Genomic DNA, 20,281 nt, shown 5'->3' with positions numbered 1-20,281 from the left:
GTATCGCGGCTTGATGAGGTTCTCGGTAATATGGCGTCCGATTCGGCAATCGACGCGCTCTATGCCGATCTGCATCGAGTGGCGCAGCGAGAACGGTTCCGCGCCGGGCGCCCCAACACTCTACAGACCACTGCAATATTGCACGAAGCTTATATCAAACTCAGCAACCGCGATGCATGGGACAGCAGGGAGCATTTCCTGGCGACCGCCGCGACGACGATGCGGCATGTCTTGATCGATGCGGCGCGCGAGCGGATGAGCGCAAAGCGCGGAGCCGGCATTCGCCCGATAGCGCTTGGCGATGCACACGAAATTCCCGGCCTGGATCGAGAGGATGACGAGCAGTTGCTCGCGGTTGGGCTCGCATTGCAGCGCCTCGAGCAATTCGACCCCGAGCTCGCGAAGTTGGTTGACTGCCGATTCTTTGTTGGGCTGAGCGAGCGGGAGACGGGGGAGATAATGGGATTTAGCGAACGGACCGTACGCCGGCGCTGGTCGCACGCGCGGGCATGGATCCACCGTGAACTCTCAACCGGTCGAGATTCGCCCGAAGAACGGTGATATCGGCCAGCGCCCGAGGAGCGGCCACTCTTTTGAATACCGCCGTTGCCGCGTCGATATCGCTGCTTGCCTCTACCAGCCGGCCTTGCGCGATACGTAAGACCGCGCGGGCGCGAAGCAACAAACCCTGATTAAGTTGCCGGCCGGGAATGTCGGATAGATTGGCGGTTGCCACTTGAAGTAGCTTCTCCGCTTCGCCAAGCCTGCCCAATTTAGCCAGTGCTTCGATTTTCGCCGTGTCTATTTTACTGTTCAGGCGACTAGAACTCGAGTCGAAATTCCTCGCGATATGAGATGCCTCATTCAATGCTTGTAGCGCCTCATTGGGTCGATCCATCATCGTGAGGATCTGACCGTCGCGCGAAAGATAGTCAGCCAGCACGAGCGAGCGACCGTTCACCCGGCGCTCGATTGCGACGCTGCGTCGTATCAGCGATTCCGCTCTTGCGAACTCTCGCTTTTGGATCGCGATTTCCGATTGCGCCATATAGACGACCGTGACGCCGTTTGAACCATCGCCTCCCTGTTCGATGATCCTTTGACCGCGCTGCAATAAAGCATCGGCTTCATCAAGACGGCCAAGCGTCGCCAAATACATCGATTGATAGGAGTATCGCCACGGAAGATTGTAGAAATACAGCGTGTACGCCCGCTCCGCGTCTGACTGGTGCTCTTTCAGCAGGGCAACGGCCTGATCGGTTCTTCCCGAATCGCGAAGCCAATATGCTTTTATGTCTATCGTGTCTGCGATTTCCTTGATGAAACGATCTGGGGCAGATCTCCAAACACGCTCCGCCTGATCGAGAAGCGCCGCCGCCGCCGCTGGATTGCCGTCTCTCAAGTGAACGATCGCCAACTTCACCTTAAGCCGCGCGGCGCCAACTGGATCCGTCCGTTCGATGCCGCGCGCAAAGGCGCCGAGCAAAAGGGGCCTCGCACCCTGCCAGTTGCCACTGCTGATATAGATGTCGGCCAGAGTTTCGATCCTGACCGCAACATCCGGTGATCGCGCCGGCAAAGATTGGACGAGGTTGCGCGTCGTCGTGTCCATCATGTCGCCGACCGATGTCGACTTCGCTTTCTTCTCGTCATAGGCATCGCGCAGCATGATAAGCATCGTCTGACTGGCAGCGCGCTGCCGGGCAGATTGCTCTTTAGCGATGTCTCGCTCCGCGGTGGCCTCTCGCGCTTTTAGCGATATTCCAGTGACTGCTGCGAGCAGCGCGACCGAAACAATCACCCCGGCCACCACCACTACCCGATTTCTACGGAGGAATCGCTGCGCCCGGTACGTGCTCGATCCCGAACGCGCCTGCACGGGCTCGAAAGAAAGGTGGCGCCGGACATCGGTGGAGAGGTCGGCAACGCTGGCGTATCGGCCGCTCGCCGCGTGCCGCATCGCCTTCAGCACGATCGCGTCAAGGTCGCCAGCGAGTGATCGCGCAGGCACTGGTGCCCCTTCGCAGCGCGCAGGTATCCAGCTGGGCGGTGCCGGATCGCCGCGCAAGATTCGCAGAGCAAGGGATGACAGCGTAGCGTTTTCGGATTGCCAGGGACCCTGGCCGGTCAACAGTTTGAACAGGAGGGCGCCCAGCGAGTAGACGTCGGTTGCGACAGATACCGGTTTGTTTTCCAACTGCTCGGGCGCTGCATAATCGGGAGTCAGCAGGGTTTTGGTCCGCGACAGGTCGTTTCCCTCATCGACGATACGCGCGATGCCGAAGTCCAGCAGCCTGACCCGACCGTAACGATCGACCAACACATTGGTCGGCTTGAGGTCGAGATGGACCACCAGCCGACCATGTGCATAAGAAACTGCTTCGCAAACATCGAGGAAGAGCGTCAGCCGCTGCGACAAAGATGCGCGCCTGCTTTCGCACCAGTCATCTATCGCTTCCCCCTCAACATATTCCAGCGCCATGAAAGGGCGGCCATCGTCGGCGGTGCCGCCATCGATAAGGCGCGCGATGCCGGGATGTTCCAGATCGGCCAGAATTCCGCGTTCGAGCCCGAATAAGGCGGTGCTGGTGACTGCTTCGGGTCGCAGCATCTTGAGCGCAACGCGCTGCCCAAACCCGCCTTGCACCCGCTCGGCGAGATAGACTTCTCCCGTTCCGCCGCGGCCGATCAGATGAAGGATGCGGAATTGCCCGACCATCGTTCCGGACGGCAGCGACGCGTAGCCGCTCAATCGCCCGGTATCGGGAAGCTCGAGGCCATGATCGAGGAAGCCGTTCTCCTCGCTCGATTGCAACAGGCTTTGAACTTCGTCGATCACCAATTGACTGCCGCCTGCGGCAAGCAGCCGCTTTTCGCGCTCCGGGCCCGGCAGACCGGATAAGATGTCGAACAATTTCCAGATCGCGAACCACTCGGACGGGGAGGGCTGACGCGGCACCGCCGCAGCGTCGCTCCTCTCGCCTAGTGTGACACCTCGCCGATTTCCGCGCCGCGCTGCCAATGTCGCCCTCCTTCGCCCGCAGGGCGCCCACACCATGTTAGCTCGAATCAGCGCGACCGTAAGCCGGAGCGTGAAGGCGCCGCATCCCGGAGTCGTAGGAGGAAAGCTGATTTCTGGCCGGGTTGTCCCGCCGTTCCCGTATCTTTGGTTGCATGAAGCAAAAAGGGGAACATGAATGCCATTTGCGCAAGCGCAATTTCGGCAGACGGATCGGGTGCAATCCGGGCCAGTGGTAACGGCAAGTTCGGCGGGCTTGATCTGGATCGACCGGCAGCGGATCGTGGTAGGCCGGAACGCCGCAGCTGAGGAAATTCTGGAAAAAGCCGATCCGCTAGAGCTCGCCTTCGGCCGCCTGCACGCGCGTTGCCGGCATGACCTGGCCAAGCTGGAAACAGCGATGACGCAGGCACAAGCCGGAGGCTATGCGACAGCCGTGCTGGGCGAAGCAGGGCTCGGTGTTGAGGTGGTACGCGGGGCCCCCAATGCAGTCGAACAGTGTGTGGTGCTGCTTCGTGATCCGTCGAAGCAACGCGCGGCGAAGATCGTAGACGTTGCTCGCCAATTCGGCCTGACCAAAGCCGAGCAGCGCCTGCTGGAAATCCTGATTCAAGGCGCCTCCCTGCCGGATGCCGCGCGGATGCTTGGCGTGGCGCGCAGCACTACCCGTACGCACTTGCAACGCCTTTTCGACAAGACCGGCAAGCGACGTCAGGTCGATTTACTTCGGATGATCACGACGCCCTGACGAGACGCGTCGACGCAGGAACAACTTATAGTGCGCTAAGCAATTGACCTCCATCGATCGGTGGACGCAGCATACCAGGTTGTCGGCTAATTGTCGCTCCATATCAAGAGCGGCGCGGGTGCATCTGCGTGAACACAGGTAATTGAGGGTGGGCATGGGGAGCAATTGCGTCGGGATTTTCTGGAAGCGGTCGTGTTGGATTTACTTATCTCTGCGCAATTGACGAAATCCGCGCCATCTCCTGACTAGCGTCAATCTATTGCAGTTGAAAAGAAAGGCACTCCATGTTTCGTACACCATCCTTTCTCGAACATTCGTCCACGAAGATCCTGCGGACTACCTTTGCAATTAGCAGCGCGGCTCTCGCTGCCACTTTTTCCTCAGCGCCAGCGCGCGCGGACAACACGCCGGACTGCAACTTGAACGGCAACTACACCAACGCGCTCGAGTGCGGATATCTCGCAACCAGCAATGGCAGCTTCACGGTTGCAGTGGGCAACTTGGCCAACACGACTGCCGATGCAGGTACGGCGGTCGGTAATGCTGCCTCGGCCGGCAATTTCGGTACTGCCGTTGGCCAGGCATCGAACGCGCCGGCAGTCGGTAGCACCGCCGTCGGTGCCAGCGCCGCCGCGACCGGCGAGTTCAGTTCCGCGTTTGGTTCGAGCGCGGTGGCCAATGGTCGCGGGTCGCTGGCGACGGGGAACGGCGCGGCCTCCTCGGGATTCTATTCATTGGCATCTGGCTCCAACAGCAAGTCGACGGGGTATGGGGCCGTCGCTGTAGGTAGCGGCAGCACCGCAGGAGCCGATGGCGCGATCGCGATCGGCGGCACGGACCTTTTCGTCAAAACCTCAGCCACAGGTGTGAGTTCGACAGCAATTGGTTTCGGGGCGAACTCGACCGGCTACGGCGCGATTGCGCTCGGCAGGAGCAGTAGTGCGACCACGGATAACGCAACGGCGGTGGGTGCTGCCTCGAGGGTGACGGCACCAGGCGGCACCGCGCTAGGAGCCACGGCAGCGTCGCTGGGCGCGAACTCGGTGGCGATCGGCAGCAGCTCGGCCAACGGCGCAAACTCGATCTCGGTGGGTACCCAGGCCAGAACGACGGGAGATGTCGCCACGGCTATTGGATACGGCTCGTCGGCCGCGAATGCCGGCACCGCTCTGGGACAAAACGCAAATGCTGCGCTTGGTGGTACGGCGCTGGGCGGCACTGCTCGAGCTAGTGGCGCAAACAGCGTGGCGGTTGGTTCAGCCGAAGCGAGTGGCGCCAACGCGATAGCGGTAGGCGCGGTAGCCTACGCCACCGCCGACAACAGCACTTCGCTGGGCTACAATGCCCTGGCCACCTTTGCGGGGTCGACCGCGATCGGATCGACCGCAGCGACGACGCGCGACAATCAGGTCATGCTCGGTGGCACCGGCAGCTCTGTGACCGTTGGAGACTTGATCGCCAGTACTGCGGCGCAGTCGGGCGCGGTCAACCTGGTTACCGCGGACGCCAGCGGCACGCTCGGAGCGGGCGTCAGTGTTGCCTCGTTGGCGACATCGGCTTCCGTCACTGCGGTCAACACCCAAGTTGTCGCGAACACCGCCTCCATTAGCACGCTGAACGGTCAGGTAGCCGGCAATACCGCGTCGATCGACACGTTGAACGGAAGGGTGGCCGGTAACACCGCGTCGATCGACACGTTGAACGGAAGGGTGGCCGGTAACACCGCGTCGATCGACACGTTGAACGGTCAAGTGGCGAGTAACACTACCTCGATCAACACGATCAATATGAATGTTGCCGGGATCAATACACAGCTTGGTACGATGAACGGTCAAATCGGCACGCTCAACGGACAGGTTAATACGCTGTTCGACTTGGCGCGCATAAACCGCCGCGAAATCTCCCGCGCTAATGAAGGCGTCGCGATGGCGTTGGCGATGGAGTCGCCGGCGGTCCCTGCTGGCAGCAACTTCGCGATGTCCGGCGGGATCGGCTATTTTAACAGCAGGGCAGCCGGCACGATCGCGCTCAGCGCGCGGGTCGCCGAGAAGGCGCAGCTGTCGTTCGGTATCGGTACCGGGTTCGAGAGCGGCGAAACCGGGGCGCGCGCCGGCTTTCAGGTCGCATTCTGATGCGTGCGTTCAATGTTGCCGCAGGATTGGGAACAGCGCTTTTGTGGACAGCTCCCGCAGTCGCGCAGACATCCCCGTCTGTCACATCGGCTCCGCCTGCCGTTCCGTACAGCCAGCCAGCCTCTGCATTGCCTCTGCCGAACGAACTGATGCGCGCGCGCTTGATCTGGTCGACGATGATCGCGGTGGAACAGGCCAATGAATCTGGCAATTATTCGGTCATGCGCGATATCGCTGCGCCTGATTTTCAGACCCAGAACGACCCGGCCAAGCTCACCGCGATCTTCGCCGGCATCCGCGCCACCAATGTCGACCTGTCGGATACATTGATGCTGTCGCCCACCTATACGCAGACCCCGTCGGTGGACGCACAAGGAATGATGCATTTGGTCGGCGGGTTTGGTCTGCGACCAACCGCAATCCTGTTCGATCTGACGTTTCAATGGGTGACAAACCGATGGAAACTTTATCGGGTCGCGATGGGGGCACGCAGCATCAGCTCGGTGCAGGCAGATCCAGGCGTCCAGCGGAAGGGAAGCCGGCCGCCAGCAAGGAGCGGAAGTGGGAATTGATTCATCTCAGCGATCGGAGATCGGATGAGGAGCGACATCGATACGGCACCTCCACGGCCACGCCGGTCCCGCACGATCTGGTGGGTTCTCGGCCTGTTCGCAGTCGTCACCGTCGTGGCTGTCTTTGCAGCGTTTGCGCTGACCAGCGGCGCGGTCACGGAGGCGGATCGCTTTCTTCAGGTCAACGCGGCACAAGGTGCCGAGAAAGCCTGGAACCAGACGTCGCCCGGCTTTCAGAGCGCAACTACCAGGGAAGGTTGGGCGGCGCTCTCGCAGGCGCAGGGGCTGAACCATTATGTCAGCGCCTCGTGGAACCGGCGATCTGTGTCGGGCCAAAGGGCCACGTTGAGCGGGACGGTCAATCTGGCTGATGGCCGGAGCGTGCCGGCGGAGTTGACGTTGATCGAGGATTCCTCGGGCTGGAAGGTGCAGAGCATCGGTTTCGGCTCGGCGGGAGCAAGCTCGGCACCTGCCAGTGCCACGAGCCAAATCCCCGGAGAGTTTCTCGCAAGCGCTTGCCGCGACATCCTTGCACAGAAGACAGGCATGCAGCTCGATGGCGCCAGCTGCCCCTCGGTCGCCGCCGTGAGGGGGGCGGTGGCGGAATGCACCGCGAGGCGTGACGATGCGAACGGGCCTTTGCGGGTCACTATCGATGGGATCGGCGACGACGGACACATCAGCCTCGATTGCAAGGCCGACCTGTCGAAGTCGAAGCGTTAAGGCTTCACCAGATGGCGATGCGCACCCTGCTTCCGAGTGTCCGCTAGTGTCCGCTAGTGTCCGCTAGTGTCCGCTAGTGTCCGCTAGTGTCCGATGGCTACTCTAAGCCCTCCAGCAGAATTTGCGTCTGCTTTCGGGCAGGGCGGCGGCGACGCGTAGTGACCGACTTTGGTCGCTTGCTCTCCGGCAGCTTGCGTCCGATCCGGACCTTCGCAACGCATTTGGTGAACGGCAATACCTGGTCGGGTGCGGGCCTGAGCCGCGAAGCTCACATATGTCCGCTTTGCAGCGCAGCGCGCCGAAACCTGCCAGCCCGTTAGCGGCGCAGTTGCCGGCCGCGGCGGAGTCTGAACAGATGTCCGCTTTTGGGTCAAAGGACAGGCATGTCGAACGCGCGGGCGACCGTTCATCATACAGACGCGACTCGACAAAATGTGCGGCACCTTCTTCTGCTAATGCAACCGACTTGCATTAACGGCACCTAGCCCGTAAGCGGCGCCGCGCAGAAGGGGAGTCGCATGAAGAGCAAAGCGGGTGCGGTGATCGTCGCAGGGCTTTGGGCGGGGAGCGCCAGCGCGCAGATCGCTACCCCTCCCGAGGCCGGCCAAACACCGGAGGGTGACAGCGATATCGTCGTGACCGCGGCGCGATCCACGCTGCCGGCGAGCGCGCTGCCGCTGACGGTGGACGTGATCGATCGCGAGACGCTGTCGCGCCAAGTGACCGTGTCGGGTTCGGTTGTGGATGCCGTATCCGCGCTGCTGCCAGCCTTTTCGCCGACGCGCGAGAAGATCACAGGCTCGGGCGAGACGCTGCGCGGCCGCTCTCCACTCTACGCGATCAACGGTATCCCGCAGACGACGCCGATCCGCGACGGTGCACGTGATGGCTATACGATCGATCCGTTCTTCATCGATCGCGTCGAGGTCATCTATGGCTCCAACGCGCTGCAGGGGATCGGCGCGACGGGCGGCGTAGTCAACCAGGTCACCGTCACCGCGCCCAAGCAGGATGGCTGGTCCGGCCGCACGCTGCTTCAGGGCAATGCGGGCAACGATTTCTCCTTCGCGTCGCTCGGCGGCAAGCTCGCGGGGCTGGTGAGTTTCCGCAGCGGCCGCCTGGACGCGACTGCCGGTGCTGCGTTCGAGCGGCGGAGCGTGTTCATCGACGGCCGCGGCCGGCGCATCGGCTATGACGGCAATCAGAGCGAGATCCAGGACACCGACAGCCTGTCCTTCTTCGGGCGCATCGGCCTAGATCTGTCCGACACCGCCCGCTTCGAAGTGATCGCCAACCGCTTCGAGCTTGAGGGCAACAACCATTATGTACCGGTCGACGGCAGCCGCGCACTCGGCATTCCGGCGACGACTCGCCGGGGCCAGACACCTGGTATCCCCTCCACCGGCCTCGCCGAGATGGTGTCGGCATCGCTGACCGACAGCGACCTCGCAGGCGGCGCCTTCGCCCTTCAGGGCTTCTACAATCGCACCAGCGATACCTTCGCCGGTGGCATCCTAGCGACCTTCCAGGATGCGGCGATCGCGCCGGTGGGCACCTTGTTCGAACAGTCACGCAACGTGTCGCGCAAGCTCGGCGGAAAGGTGAGCTATGAGCGCGCGGTGCCGGGCTTCGAGGCGCTGACGCTGACCCTTGGATTCGACGCGCTGATCGACCGTACCGCCCAGACGCTGGTTCACACCAAGCGAAGCTGGGTGCCGCAGACCGACTTCCGAAGCCTTGCCCCGTTCGGTCAGGCCAACCTCAAGCTGCTCGACGGTATCGTCCGGCTCGCAGGCGGCGTCCGCTACGAGAATGTCCAGCTCGATATTCCCGACTATACTACCATCGCGACGTCGAGATCGCGCTTCGTCACCGGCGGCACGCCCTCGTTCGAGCGCGCGCTGTGGAACGGCGGCATCGTGCTCGAGCCGGTCAAGGGCATCCGCGCCTATGGCAGCTATGCCGAAGGCTATACCATCGCCGATATCGGCCGCGTGCTGCGCGGGATCAGCCAGCCCGATGTGCGGATCGACGACTATCTCGACCTCACGCCGGTGACGTCGAACAATCGCGAGCTGGGGCTGGAGGTGAACCAGGGCCCGCTCATCGCCAGCGCCACCTATTACTGGTCGTCGAGCGACGCCGGGCAGGTGCTGGTCCGCAATGACGACGGCATCTTCAACGTCGTGCGCCAGCCTATCGACATTGAGGGGCTCGAACTCAACCTCGACACGCGCACCCCCGTGCCCGGACTGAAGCTTGGCGTTGGCTACAGCCATGTCGAGGGTCGGACCGACGTCAATGGCGACGGCTTTTTCGAGGCCGATCTCGATGGCGCGAACATCTCGCCCGATCGCCTCAACCTCAATGCCGATTTCAGCAGCGGCCGCTTCAGTGCCCGGATGCAGGGCCGCTACTATCTGGCGCGGCGCTTCGAAGGCCAGCCGGCCGCCAACGAGTTTGTCGGCTATCAGCTGTTCGACGCTTATCTCGCCTATGAGCTGTCGATCGGCCGTTTAATGCTGAGCGTTCAGAACCTCGGCAACACCGACTATGTCACTTATTACAGCGACACGCAGGGGCCGACCGACAATGCTCGCTTCTACACCGGGCGCGGACGCAACTTCACGCTGAGTTGGCAAGCGGCATTCTAATGCGGCTGCTGTCGCTGTTCCATCGCTGGGTCGGCGGAATTTCCGGGGCCCTGCTGGCACTGCTCGGGCTTACCGGAGCGCTGCTGGTCTGGCGCGACGCGCTCACTTTTGTGCCGCACGCAAATGGTCCGGTCGTTCCCGATGCTGCGGCACTGGAGCGGGTCGTGGCGACGCTCGCTCACAGCGCGCAGCCGATCGATCGCGTCACCTTTGCGGGCGATGGTTTCGGGCTGCATCAGGTCGTATATGCCAATGGCAGCGGCGCCTATCTCAGCCAGGGTGGCGAGGTCGTTACCCTATGGACGAGCGCGTGGCAGCGCCCCGAGCTTTGGCTATTCGATCTCCACCACCGGCTACTGCTCGGCGATGTCGGCGAGACGGTGAACGGCATCGTGGGGCTGATCGGGCTGTTCTTCGTGGTTAGCGGCGTCATCCTGTGGTGGCGGATGCGCGCACGCTTCCGGCCGCGGCTGTGGCCGGCCAAGATGACGCCGGGCGCGATCGTCCACCACCATCGCGACCTTGGCATCGTCACTGCGCCGCTGCTGCTGCTGTCGCTGCTGACCGGCGTGATGATGGCCCTGCCGGCGATCGGTCAGTTCGTCCTGTCGCCGCTCGGCGAGAATCCGCGGCTCCGCCCGCCTAAGGTGCCGGTCGATCATGCGCTTGCAACGCCCGCCTTGGTGCCTGGCGTGCTACGGAGCGCGCAGGATCGCTTCCCGGGGGCCGAGCCGCGTCGGCTGCAATGGCCGAAGCGTCCGGGCACGCCGATCACGCTGCGCCTGCGACAATCGTTCGAATGGACGCCCAATGGTCGGACCTTTCTATATTTCGATCCGGCGACGATGACGGTGATCGGCGCTGTCGACGCGACGACCGCCGGCTCCCATGCGTCGGCGCGGGAGAAGCTATATCCGCTGCACGCCGCGAAGGTCGGCGGACTGGCTTGGAAGGTTGCGATGACGCTGTCCGGGCTGGCGCTGGCGATGCTTGGCAGCCTAGCGGTCTACGGCTTCTGGAAGACGCGTTCGAACATGCGGGCGAGTGCCCGCAGGAAGCGCGTCGCCGCTGCCAAGGTCTAGTCGCAACATCCGGCGATCGGTGAGATGCGCAATGCTGCCACCAGCCCTGCCCTCCGGCGCGCCGGAGCAGCCGCCACGCGGACATGAACGAATGGCCGAAATTGAGGACCCGGAAGGGCGTTTTGAATGGCCGCTTGTGGGTCTTAGCGGCTCCGCGGTGCTCCTGAACGAACGTCCGCTTTCCAGCCTGGATTACTTCGAAGCTGCCGGTCTCCAACCGGCCCAGAAGCTTCCCAACCCAGCGTTCCCTACTCGGCCAATCACGGCCGAGGAGATGAACATGGGATACTCTCGATTTGACCCCACCATACAGGCTCGCACCACCTGGAACGCTGGCAAGAATGTCGGCACCAAGCGACCAATTACCCAGAAGCAAATTTGGGCGATCCGCTTCCACTTGGATCGCGAAGGGCGTCTGCGGGATAAGGCACTGTTCGATCTCGCGATCGACAGCAAGCTGCGGGGCTGCGACTTGGTCAAGATCAAGATCGGCGATGTCGTTGCTGGCGCGGACGTTCGGAACCGCGCGATCGTCATCCAGCAAAAGACCAACCGCCCCGTCCAGTTCGAGCTCACGGCGGATGTCCGTGCAACCTTGATCGCTTGGCTCGAGCGGGCGCGGCGGTTTGGAAAATAACTACCTGTTCCCGAGCCGTGTGGATCTTGGTGCGCATATGAGCACCCGTCAGTCCGCACGCTTGGTCGACGAGTGGGTAACCGCCATCGGTCTGCGCAAGGCCGAGTATGGCACGCACTCGCTGCGTCGCACGAAAGCCGCGATGATCTACCGAGCCACAGGCAACATCCGGGCAATTCAAATCTTGCTCGGCCACACAAAGATCGAAAACACGGTCCGATACCTCGGCGTCGACGTAGAAGATGCCTTGCTTCTGGCAGAGCGAACTGAAATTTGACTATCTGGCGGCTGGCCGGTCATTTCGGTCGGCCGCTTTGAGGCAAGTACCTAGGTGCACCGAATGTCCGAGATTGGGCCGTTAGCGGTCTGGCAGCTTTCACGATCAGAACCCACCAGAGTTGTCGTTGCGAAACTGGCTAGCGCGAATGGTGGCAAAAGCCTTTGGGAATGACTCAAAGCGAGGTTGTAACACCTCAAGCGCAAGCTGGGAGTCTGATCACTTTGGTCCCATCCGTCCGCCCAGGAGCGTGCCTCTGATTTGTCGCTAGTGTCGCAATTATCGGGAAGCAAAATTGCCTGAGCCACCTACCTCGGCGCAACTCGCCATCACCGCCCTTCCGGCTGCAAGCACGGTCTTCTTCGTCGTGCTGTTCGGGCGTGATTCTTTGGGTAGCCAGGCGCACCGTTTAAGGTAGGGCGACAATAGTTCGACCCAGGCATTTGCCACCATCGGACTTGCCTACGCTGGCGGGACAGGCGCTGCACGCTTTCCCAAAGTACCCGGCAAGTGCGACCGTGGTATGGGCTGGGAGCGGATAAGGGTGCTGCTGGGGTGGCGGTGAGACTGGAGATGCACAGTGCACGGGCGGAGGGCGTCATCAGTTCGCTGGCGACGCTCGCCCCGGACCGGGATATCATGCGCGATGAAATGCCCAAACGGTAGAGGCGATGGAGCGTCATCCGGGCGCGCACAATCTGCGGATTCCCCTGACCGGCGGGCGGTCGGGCACCGTGGACGTGGAGACGCTCTGATGCCGTAAGTGAGGGGAGACCAGACCCCCAAGTCGAGAGAGACCGAAGCAGCCGGTAAAGAAAAATTTAGCATTAATCGCCTACCGAATCCCGCGAATCGACGTGGGGGGAGTGGTCGTGTTGGTTGGGGCTACGGGCATTCTACGGCGCTGCGCGCAGGCAATCGGTGCCGTTTCCCATGCTCGTTCGTCGCGGAGAATCGCATCGAATCAGCCCGCCGCCGCCTTTCGGCGATCCTGCCTTTCTGCGTCTCTGATCTTGGTTGCGGCGTTCGCGCCCGCTGCCGCCCAGGCATCGACCGGCTGTGACGCGATCAACAGCGGCGTCCTCAATTTCAACATGACGACGAGCGGGACCACCATCACGTCCTCGACGGCGAAGGGATCGGCCGCCAGCTATCGCGCCAACACGGCCCGCACCTCGGCGCAGACCGGCGACGGTGGCCTGTCGCCGGCGAGCTGGGCCCCGGACAGCACCACTTTCTACACGTTTGACGTCGGCGATGTGATCGCCATGACTGCCAATGTCACTGGCTTTTCCGGCACCGGAAGTCTCTCGGCACGTCTCTTCGAAGGAACGGGCGGCTCAGCTTTCACGCAGCGGGCCTTCGAAGTGTTCACGGGCAACGGCTCGAATACGACGACGCTCAGCTTCACAGCCTCGGCCTCGACCGCCGCGGTGCAGTCGCGCGCGATCCGATCGGGCACGGTGGACGGCACGATCACTCTCGCGGTCACCTGCACGCCCGGCACGCCTCCCGTGCCGGCGCTCAACAGCTTCACTGCCAGTGCGGTCGGCTATGGCTCGACCGGCAATTCGATCAACGCTGCCACCGGTACCAGCGCGACCAACAGCCCGACGGGCTGGCTCATCTCGAAAACCAGCGGGGGTAGCTTCGCCGCAACTGCGCAGAGCGCCAACAGCAGCACGACCAACGTCTCGATCAACACCTCCGGCGTCGTCACCTATGCAGCTCCGGCCGGCTTCCGCGGCAGCGACACCTTCTATGTCCGCGCGTCCAACGCCAATGGCGATTCGAATGTCGCCACGGTGACGGTGCCGGTCAACAATCCGACGCTGTCGGGTACGTTCTCCGGTTCGGGCACGCGCGGTACCGCCCTTAGTGGTGTCGCGATAACGCCTGCTGGGGGAACGGGCCCCTATACCTGCGGCACCACGCTCGCCTCGGGCGCGCTGCCGGCAGGCACCCAGCTCAACAGCAATTGCACGATCACCGGGACGCCGACGGCGAGCGGGTCGTTCAACTTCACCGCCAACATCACCGACAGTTCGACGCCCGCCTTCACCCAGGCGACGAGCACGCTGACGCTCGTCATCGCGGCGCCGACGCTCAGCCTGTCGCCCGCCGCGGGCGCGCTGCCCGGCGCCACTGCCGGCGCGTCCTATTCGCAGAGCTTCACCGCCAGCGGCGGCACGCCGACCTATAGCTATGCCGTCACTGCCGGCACCTTGCCGACCGGGATCACGCTGGCCGGAGGCACCATCTCGGGCGTGCCCACCGCCGTCGGCACGTTCAACTTCACGATCACTGCGACCGACAGCTCCACGGTGGGCAGCGGCGGGCCGTATACGGTGGCGAATGCCTATTCGATCACCGTCTCCCCGCCGGTAATCTTGCTGTTGCCGTCGACCTTCCCCAACGGCGCGATCGGCACTGCCTATCCGCAGACCGCCACGGCGAGCGGCGGCAACGCGACCTACAGCTATGCCGTGACCTCGGGCTCCTTGCCCACCGGCCTGTCGATCAACGGCAGCACCGGCGCGATCAGCGGCACGCCGACGGCAGGCGGCACGTTCAACTTCACGCTCACCGCAACCGACAGCACCACCGGGCCCGCGGCGCCCTATGGCGGCAGCCAGGCCTATGCGATCACCATCGGCGCGCCGACGATCACGCTGAGCCCTGCCTCGCTGACCAACGCGACGGTCGGCACCGCCTATTCGGCGACGATCACCGCGAGCGGCGGCACCGCGACCTACACCTATGCCGTGACTGCCGGCGCGCTTCCGGCAGGGCTCAACCTGACGGCAGGCGGCGCGCTCTTGGGCACGCCGACCGCGGGCGGAAGCTTCAACTTCACCGTCACCGCGACCGACAGCTCGGGCGGTGCGGGCCCCTATACCGGCAACCGGGCCTATACGCTGACCGTCGCGGCGCCGACGATCGCGATTGCGCCGGCCTCGTTGCCCAATGCGACCGCGGGCGCGGCATATAGCCAGGCGATCACCACGAGCGGCGGCACCGCGACCTACAGCTATGCCGTCACCGCCGGTGCGCTGCCCGCCGGACTGAGCCTGACCGGCAACACGATTTCGGGCACGCCGACCGCAGGCGGCAGCTTCAACTTCACGATCACCGCGACCGACAGCTCTGGCGGTTCCGGCCCTTACAGCGCCAGCCGCTCGTATACGCTGACCGTCGCGGCCGCGATCGTGACGCTCTCGCCCACATCCGTGCCCAACGGTTACGCCGGCACGCCGTACAGCCAGACGTTGACTGCGTCCGGCGGCAATGGGCCCTACAACTTTGCGGTCACCGCCGGCGCGCTGCCGCCGGGCCTCAGCCTGTCTGCCAGCGGCGTGCTCTCGGGCACCGGGACGGCGAACGACCTTTATACGTTCACGATCACTGCGACCGACAGCTCCACCGGCGCGGGCGCGCCTTATAGCGGCAGCCGCAGCTACACGCTCCTTATGAACTCGCCCAACTTCACGCTCGCGGCGCCAACCCTGTCGAGTTCGGTGGGTGCCACCTATACCGGTAACTTCGTCGCCGGCGGCGGTACGGCGCCCTACACCTATTCTCGTTTCTCCGGCACGATTCCGCCGGGCCTGACGCTGGCGTCCAACGGCACGCTTTCGGGCACGCCGACGGCGGCAGGCAGTTTCAACTTTGCCGTCGTCGCCCGCGATTCGACCGCGGGTGCCGGCGCTCCCTATGGCGTGGCCTCCGGCTACACCTTCACCGTCTCGGCCCCGTCGATTACGCTCGCGCCTGCCACGCTCGGTAATGGTGCGATCGGCACGCCATACAGCGAGGCCCTCAGCGCCTCGGGCGGCACGGCGCCTTACAGCTACGCGGTCACGGCGGGCGCCGTGCCCGCCGGCGTCTCGCTCAATCCCACGACCGGCGCGCTGACCGGCACGCCGACCGCGGGCGGCACCTTCAACTTCACGATCGCCGCGACCGACAGCTCGACCGGCGCCGGTGCGCCGTTCTCGACCAATCGCGCTTATGCGGTGACCATCGCGGCGCCGACGGTCACGATCGCGCCGACGACGCTGCCCAGCGGCACGCCCGGTGTGGCTTACAGCCAGGCGCTCACCGCGAGCGGCGGCACGGCACCCTATAGCTATGCGGTCGCCTCGGGCGCCCTGCCCGGCGGCCTGACGCTGTCGCCGACCGGCACGCTCGCCGGAACGCCGAGCTCGGCAGGCACCTTCTCCTTCACTGTCACGGCGACCGACAGCTCGACCGGCAGCGGCCCTTATGCAGGAACGCGCGGCTATACGCTGACCGTCGGCACCCCGGCGATCGTCGTCGACACCACAAGTCTGCCCAACGCCACCGTCGCCGCGGCCTACAGCCAGACCGTTACCGCAAGTGGCGGCACCGCGCCGTACAGTTTCGCGGTCACCGCCGGCGCGCTGCCGGCAGGAGTGAACCTGTCGACGGGGGGCACGCTCTCCGGTACGCCCAGCGCGGGTGGCACCTTCAACTTCACGATCACTGCCACCGACAGTTCGGGCGGCACCGGGCCGTATAGCGGCAGCCGTGCGCTCAGCCTGACGGTCGCTGCGCCGACGATCGCGCTCGCGCCCGCCGCGCTGCCCAATGCGACGGTGGCCACGGCATATAGCCAGGCGATCACCGCCTCGGGCGGCACTGCCGGCTACAGCTATGCCGTCACTGCCGGCGCGCTGCCCGCGGGCCTGACGCTGTCGCCCACCGGCACGCTGTCGGGCACTGCCACGGCGAGCGGCACCTTCACCTTCACGGTCACCGCGACCGACAGCTCGACCGGCACCGGCGCGCCCTATACTGGCAGCCGTGCCTATTCCCTGACCGTCGGCGCGCCGACGATTGCCCTCGCACCGCCGACCCTGACCGGCGGCCAGATGGACGTCGCCTACAGCCAGGCGCTCAGCGCCAGCGGCGGCACCACGCCGTACAGCTATGCGGTCACCGCCGGCGCGCTGCCTGCCGGGCTGACGCTCTCGCCGGCCGGTACGATCTCGGGCACGTCGAGCGTCCATGGCACGTTCAACGTCACCATCACCGCGACCGACAGCTCGACCGGCGCCGGTGCGCCGTTCACCGGAAGCCGCGCCTACAGCCTAGTCATCGCCGTGCCCACGGCGCCGTCCGCAGGCCCGGTCAGCGAAACCGTCCCCTATAATTCGGGCGCGAACCCGATCACGCTCGCGATCTCGGGCGGCACGGCGACCAGCGTCGCAGTCGCCTCGCCGCCGGCGCACGGCACCGCCAGCGTCTCGGGGCTGACCATCACCTACACCCCGGCCACCGGCTATTATGGTGCGGACAGCTTCACTTATACGGCCACCAATGACGGCGGCACCTCGGCGCCCGCCTTAGTGAGCATCACGGTCAGCACCCCCGCTGCGCCGACCGCGGCTAATGTCAGCAACGTCGCCATGCCCTATAACAGCGGCGGCACCGCGATCGATCTCGCCCCGTCGATCGCCGGCGTCCATTCGAGCATCGCGATCGGCACCGCGCCGGCGCACGGCACGACGACGATCGCCGGCGATGTCGTCACCTACACGCCGGCCGCCGGCTATTATGGCGCCGACAGCTTCACCTATACCGCGACCGGCCCCGGCGGCACCTCGTCCCCGGCGACGGTGACGCTGAACGTCGCCGTCCCGGCACCGCCGGCGGCCGCCGATCTCGCGGGCGTCGCCGTGCCCTATGGCAGCAGCGGCACCCCGATCGATCTCGCCCCGTCGATCACCGGCGTCCATTCGAGCATCGCGATCGGCACCGCGCCGGCGCATGGCACGACGACGATCGCCGGCGATGTCGTCACCTACACGCCGGCCGCCGGCTATTATGGCGCCGACAGCTTCACCTACACCGCCACCGGCCCCGGCGGCACGTCGAACGTCGCGACGGTGACGTTCAACGTCGCGCTGCCCCCGGCACCGACTGCCGCGACCGTCAGCAACGTCGCTGTGCCGTACAACAGCACTGGCACCGCGATCGACCTGACCAGCTCGGTGAGCGGCGTCTATACCAGCCTTGCGATCGGCACCGCGCCGGCGCACGGCACCGCCACGGTCGCCGGCAATGTCGTCACCTATACGCCGGCCGCCGGCTATCACGGCGCCGACAGCTTCACCTATACCGCGACCGGCCCCGGCGGCACCTCGTCGGCCGCGACCGTCAGCCTGGCGGTCGACACCCCGCCGCCACCTGCCGCCCAGCCGGGCAGCAGCACGGTGGCCGGCAGCACGCCGGTCAATCCGAACAGCAGCGTCCAGATCAACCTCTCGGCGCTGGTCACCGGCGACTACACTTCGATTGAGATCGAAACCCCGCCTGCGCATGGCACTGTGACGCTGCAGACCACAGGCTCGGCCGGTGGCGGCTCGGGCATCGGCACGCTTGCCAGCCTGACGGTGACCGCCACCTACACAGCAGCGGTGGGCTATGTCGGAAGCGACAGCTTCACTTTCGCTGCAGTGGGCCCGGGCGGCGCCTCGTCGCCGGCAGCGGTGACGATCAGCATCGTCGGCGCAATCCCGGTTGCGCTGCCCAAGGTGGCGACCGTCGGCGACGGCCAGACTGTGTCGGTCGATCTCACCACCGGCGCCTCGAACGGGCCGTTCACCGCCGCCAATGTGGTAAGTGTTCTCCCGGCCAATGCGGCGACCACGGCGATCGTGGCGAGCGGCTCGGGCGCGACCCAAGGGTACCGTCTCGACGTCACTGCGATTAACCGCTTCGATGGTGCGATCACGATCCAGTACACGCTGAGCAACGCCTATGGCGTTTCGGCTCCTGCGACCGTGACCGTGACAGTCACTGCACGTCCTGATCCCACCGCAGATCCGAACGTCCGCGCAGTCAGCGATGCCCAGGCCGAGGCGGCTCGCCGCTTCGCGCGCAGCCAAGTGTCGAACTTCATGCGCCGCACCGAGCAACTTCATCATGGCGGTGGAGCGGGCGGTGCCCGGATGGGCATCACGCTCAACTCTCGGGACGGTCGCGGCCCCGTCCAGGCCAGCCCGGCCTTCGATGCCTCGGCGCTCGCGATCACCGAACGGATGCGGCCCAGCGCCGCCGATCCCGAGATGGGCGCCTATCTCAACAGCCAGGCCGGTCCCAGCGATCGCGGTGTACTACTCGGTGCGCTCGGCAGCGTGAACAACACGGCGGCCGTCAGTGTTCCAATCAGCAACAACGGCGCGGCGCGGGCAAATGCGGGGGCGGGCGAGCAAGCCGCGGCCTACGGTGCCGATGAAGCTGAGGACGATGGCACCCGCCGTGTCGGTTCGGTCGGGCTGTGGAGCGGTGGCGCGATCGATATCGGCACGCAGGATGAGACCACAGACCGTTCCAAGATCACTGCGACGACCTCCGGCCTAAGCGGCGGCATCGACATCAAGGTCGCCGAGGGCGCGGTAATCGGCATCGGCGGCGGCTATGGCAACGACGTCAGCCATATCGGCGGCGGCGCGGCGCGGGTGCGCAGCCAGAGCAGTCTGGTCGCAGCCTATGCCAGCCTGATGCCCTTCGAGAGCGTCTTCGTCGACGGGATGATCGGCCGGGGCGACCTGAGCTTTGCCACACGCCGCGTAGTTGCAGCGGCTAACGCCACCGCCAATGGCAGCCGCGACGGCAGCTTCACCGTCGGCGCGCTCGCGCTCGGTATTGATCAGGCAAGCGGCTCGGTCCGCTGGTCGATCTACGGCCGAGGCGAGTTCATGAACGCCGATCTTGGTACCTATGTCGAGAGCGGGACAGGGCGCTACGACCTGCGCTTCGACGCGCGCGACCTCAAATCGCTCACCGGGACGCTCGGCGCGCGGATCGAGATCGACCGGCGTTACGGCGACACTACGATCACGCCGCGGCTGCGCTTCGAGTGGAACCACGAGTTCGACGAGGCCGATGCCCAATGGCTAGATTATGCCAACATCCCCGGTCAGTCTTTCTACAGCCTGGGCACCCAAGGCTGGATGCGCGATCAGTTCCAGATGGCCGTCGGCAGCCGCTTCGTCTTCCCGCCGAGCTGGTCGATCGACTTCGAAGGTGGCGCGCGTCTTGGCGGTAACGAGACTGCGGGCATCTTCCGGCTCATAGTGTCCAAGCGATTCTGATCAGGGCCGGGATGACGGTCACGCCACCCTGGATCCTGCCGCAATCCCCCCTGCGAGGAGATGGAGATCATTGGCATCGATCTGACCCGCCGGACGGCTCTAAGCGCGAGAAGGGTACAGCGTAGAGCAAACGGAATTGGCGTGCGGGGGCGATCAAGGCTTGAGCGAACGGCAGCTTTTGGCAGCTGTCGCCATGCCGCTCGATGACCGATTAGGGGGCGCATCGCTGCCGGCGCGAGCCACATGGCGAAGCGGCCGCTTGCCCTAGCCCTGCGCCCCAAAGCGGCCTTTCCGCTTCCCCCCTCCCGCGCCAG

Annotated in this window: 9 protein-coding genes and 1 pseudogene; 9 read left to right on the top strand and 1 reads right to left on the bottom strand. The window is 64.7% G+C overall.

What is annotated here, in order from left to right; all coding sequences use genetic code 11:
- Positions 1-30: 30 nt before the first annotated feature.
- Positions 31-561, top strand: coding sequence for an ECF-type sigma factor (locus RZN05_RS02535; RefSeq protein WP_317225053.1), 531 nt, complete (start codon positions 31-33; stop codon positions 559-561).
- Here RZN05_RS02535 and RZN05_RS02530 read toward each other — a convergent pair.
- The gene (locus tag RZN05_RS02530; protein WP_317225052.1) at positions 467-3,022 is read right to left on the bottom strand and encodes a serine/threonine protein kinase; all 2,556 of its coding nucleotides are present in this window, start codon (positions 3,020-3,022) and stop codon (positions 467-469) included. The two genes, RZN05_RS02535 and RZN05_RS02530, sit on opposite strands and share 95 nt — an antisense overlap.
- A 253-nt stretch (positions 3,023-3,275) precedes the next feature.
- On the opposite strand from RZN05_RS02530, the gene RZN05_RS02525 reads away from it, so the two are divergent.
- The 8 genes and pseudogenes from RZN05_RS02525 to RZN05_RS02490 all read left to right on the top strand — a co-directional run bounded on the left by RZN05_RS02525 (position 3,276) and on the right by RZN05_RS02490 (position 19,967).
- Entirely contained in the window at positions 3,276-3,767 is a 492-nt protein-coding gene (locus RZN05_RS02525; protein ID WP_317225051.1) for a helix-turn-helix transcriptional regulator, read from the top strand.
- 419 nt (positions 3,768-4,186) lie between these two features.
- The gene (locus tag RZN05_RS02520) at positions 4,187-5,899 is read left to right on the top strand and encodes a beta strand repeat-containing protein (protein ID WP_317225050.1); all 1,713 of its coding nucleotides are present in this window, start codon (positions 4,187-4,189) and stop codon (positions 5,897-5,899) included.
- A 149-nt stretch (positions 5,900-6,048) separates the two neighbouring features.
- Positions 6,049-6,471: a hypothetical protein gene (locus tag RZN05_RS02515; RefSeq protein ID WP_317225049.1), complete on the top strand. Its 423-nt coding sequence runs from the start codon at positions 6,049-6,051 to the stop codon at positions 6,469-6,471.
- A 24-nt stretch (positions 6,472-6,495) separates the two neighbouring features.
- Positions 6,496-7,194 (top strand): hypothetical protein, encoded by a 699-nt coding sequence (locus RZN05_RS02510; protein ID WP_317225048.1) that lies wholly within the window; start codon positions 6,496-6,498, stop codon positions 7,192-7,194.
- 518 nt (positions 7,195-7,712) lie between these two features.
- Positions 7,713-9,848 carry a TonB-dependent receptor gene (locus tag RZN05_RS02505; RefSeq protein ID WP_317225047.1) on the top strand — a complete coding sequence of 712 codons (2,136 nt, stop codon included), beginning with the start codon at positions 7,713-7,715 and terminating at the stop codon, positions 9,846-9,848.
- Positions 9,848-10,930 carry a PepSY-associated TM helix domain-containing protein gene (locus RZN05_RS02500; RefSeq protein WP_317225044.1) on the top strand — a complete coding sequence of 361 codons (1,083 nt, stop codon included), beginning with the start codon at positions 9,848-9,850 and terminating at the stop codon, positions 10,928-10,930. Before RZN05_RS02505 ends, RZN05_RS02500 begins: the two co-directional genes overlap by 1 nt.
- 280 nt (positions 10,931-11,210) lie before the next feature.
- Positions 11,211-11,844, top strand: a pseudogene (locus tag RZN05_RS02495) (tyrosine-type recombinase/integrase).
- A 1,013-nt stretch (positions 11,845-12,857) separates the two neighbouring features.
- Entirely contained in the window at positions 12,858-19,967 is a 7,110-nt protein-coding gene (locus RZN05_RS02490; protein WP_317225043.1) for a putative Ig domain-containing protein, read from the top strand.
- Positions 19,968-20,281: the final 314 nt, after the last annotated feature.

This window comes from Sphingomonas sp. HF-S4 (assembly GCF_032911445.1).
Classification (GTDB): Bacteria; Pseudomonadota; Alphaproteobacteria; order Sphingomonadales; family Sphingomonadaceae; genus Sphingomonas; species Sphingomonas agrestis.
This window is presented reverse-complemented; position numbering and strand designations above follow the sequence as displayed.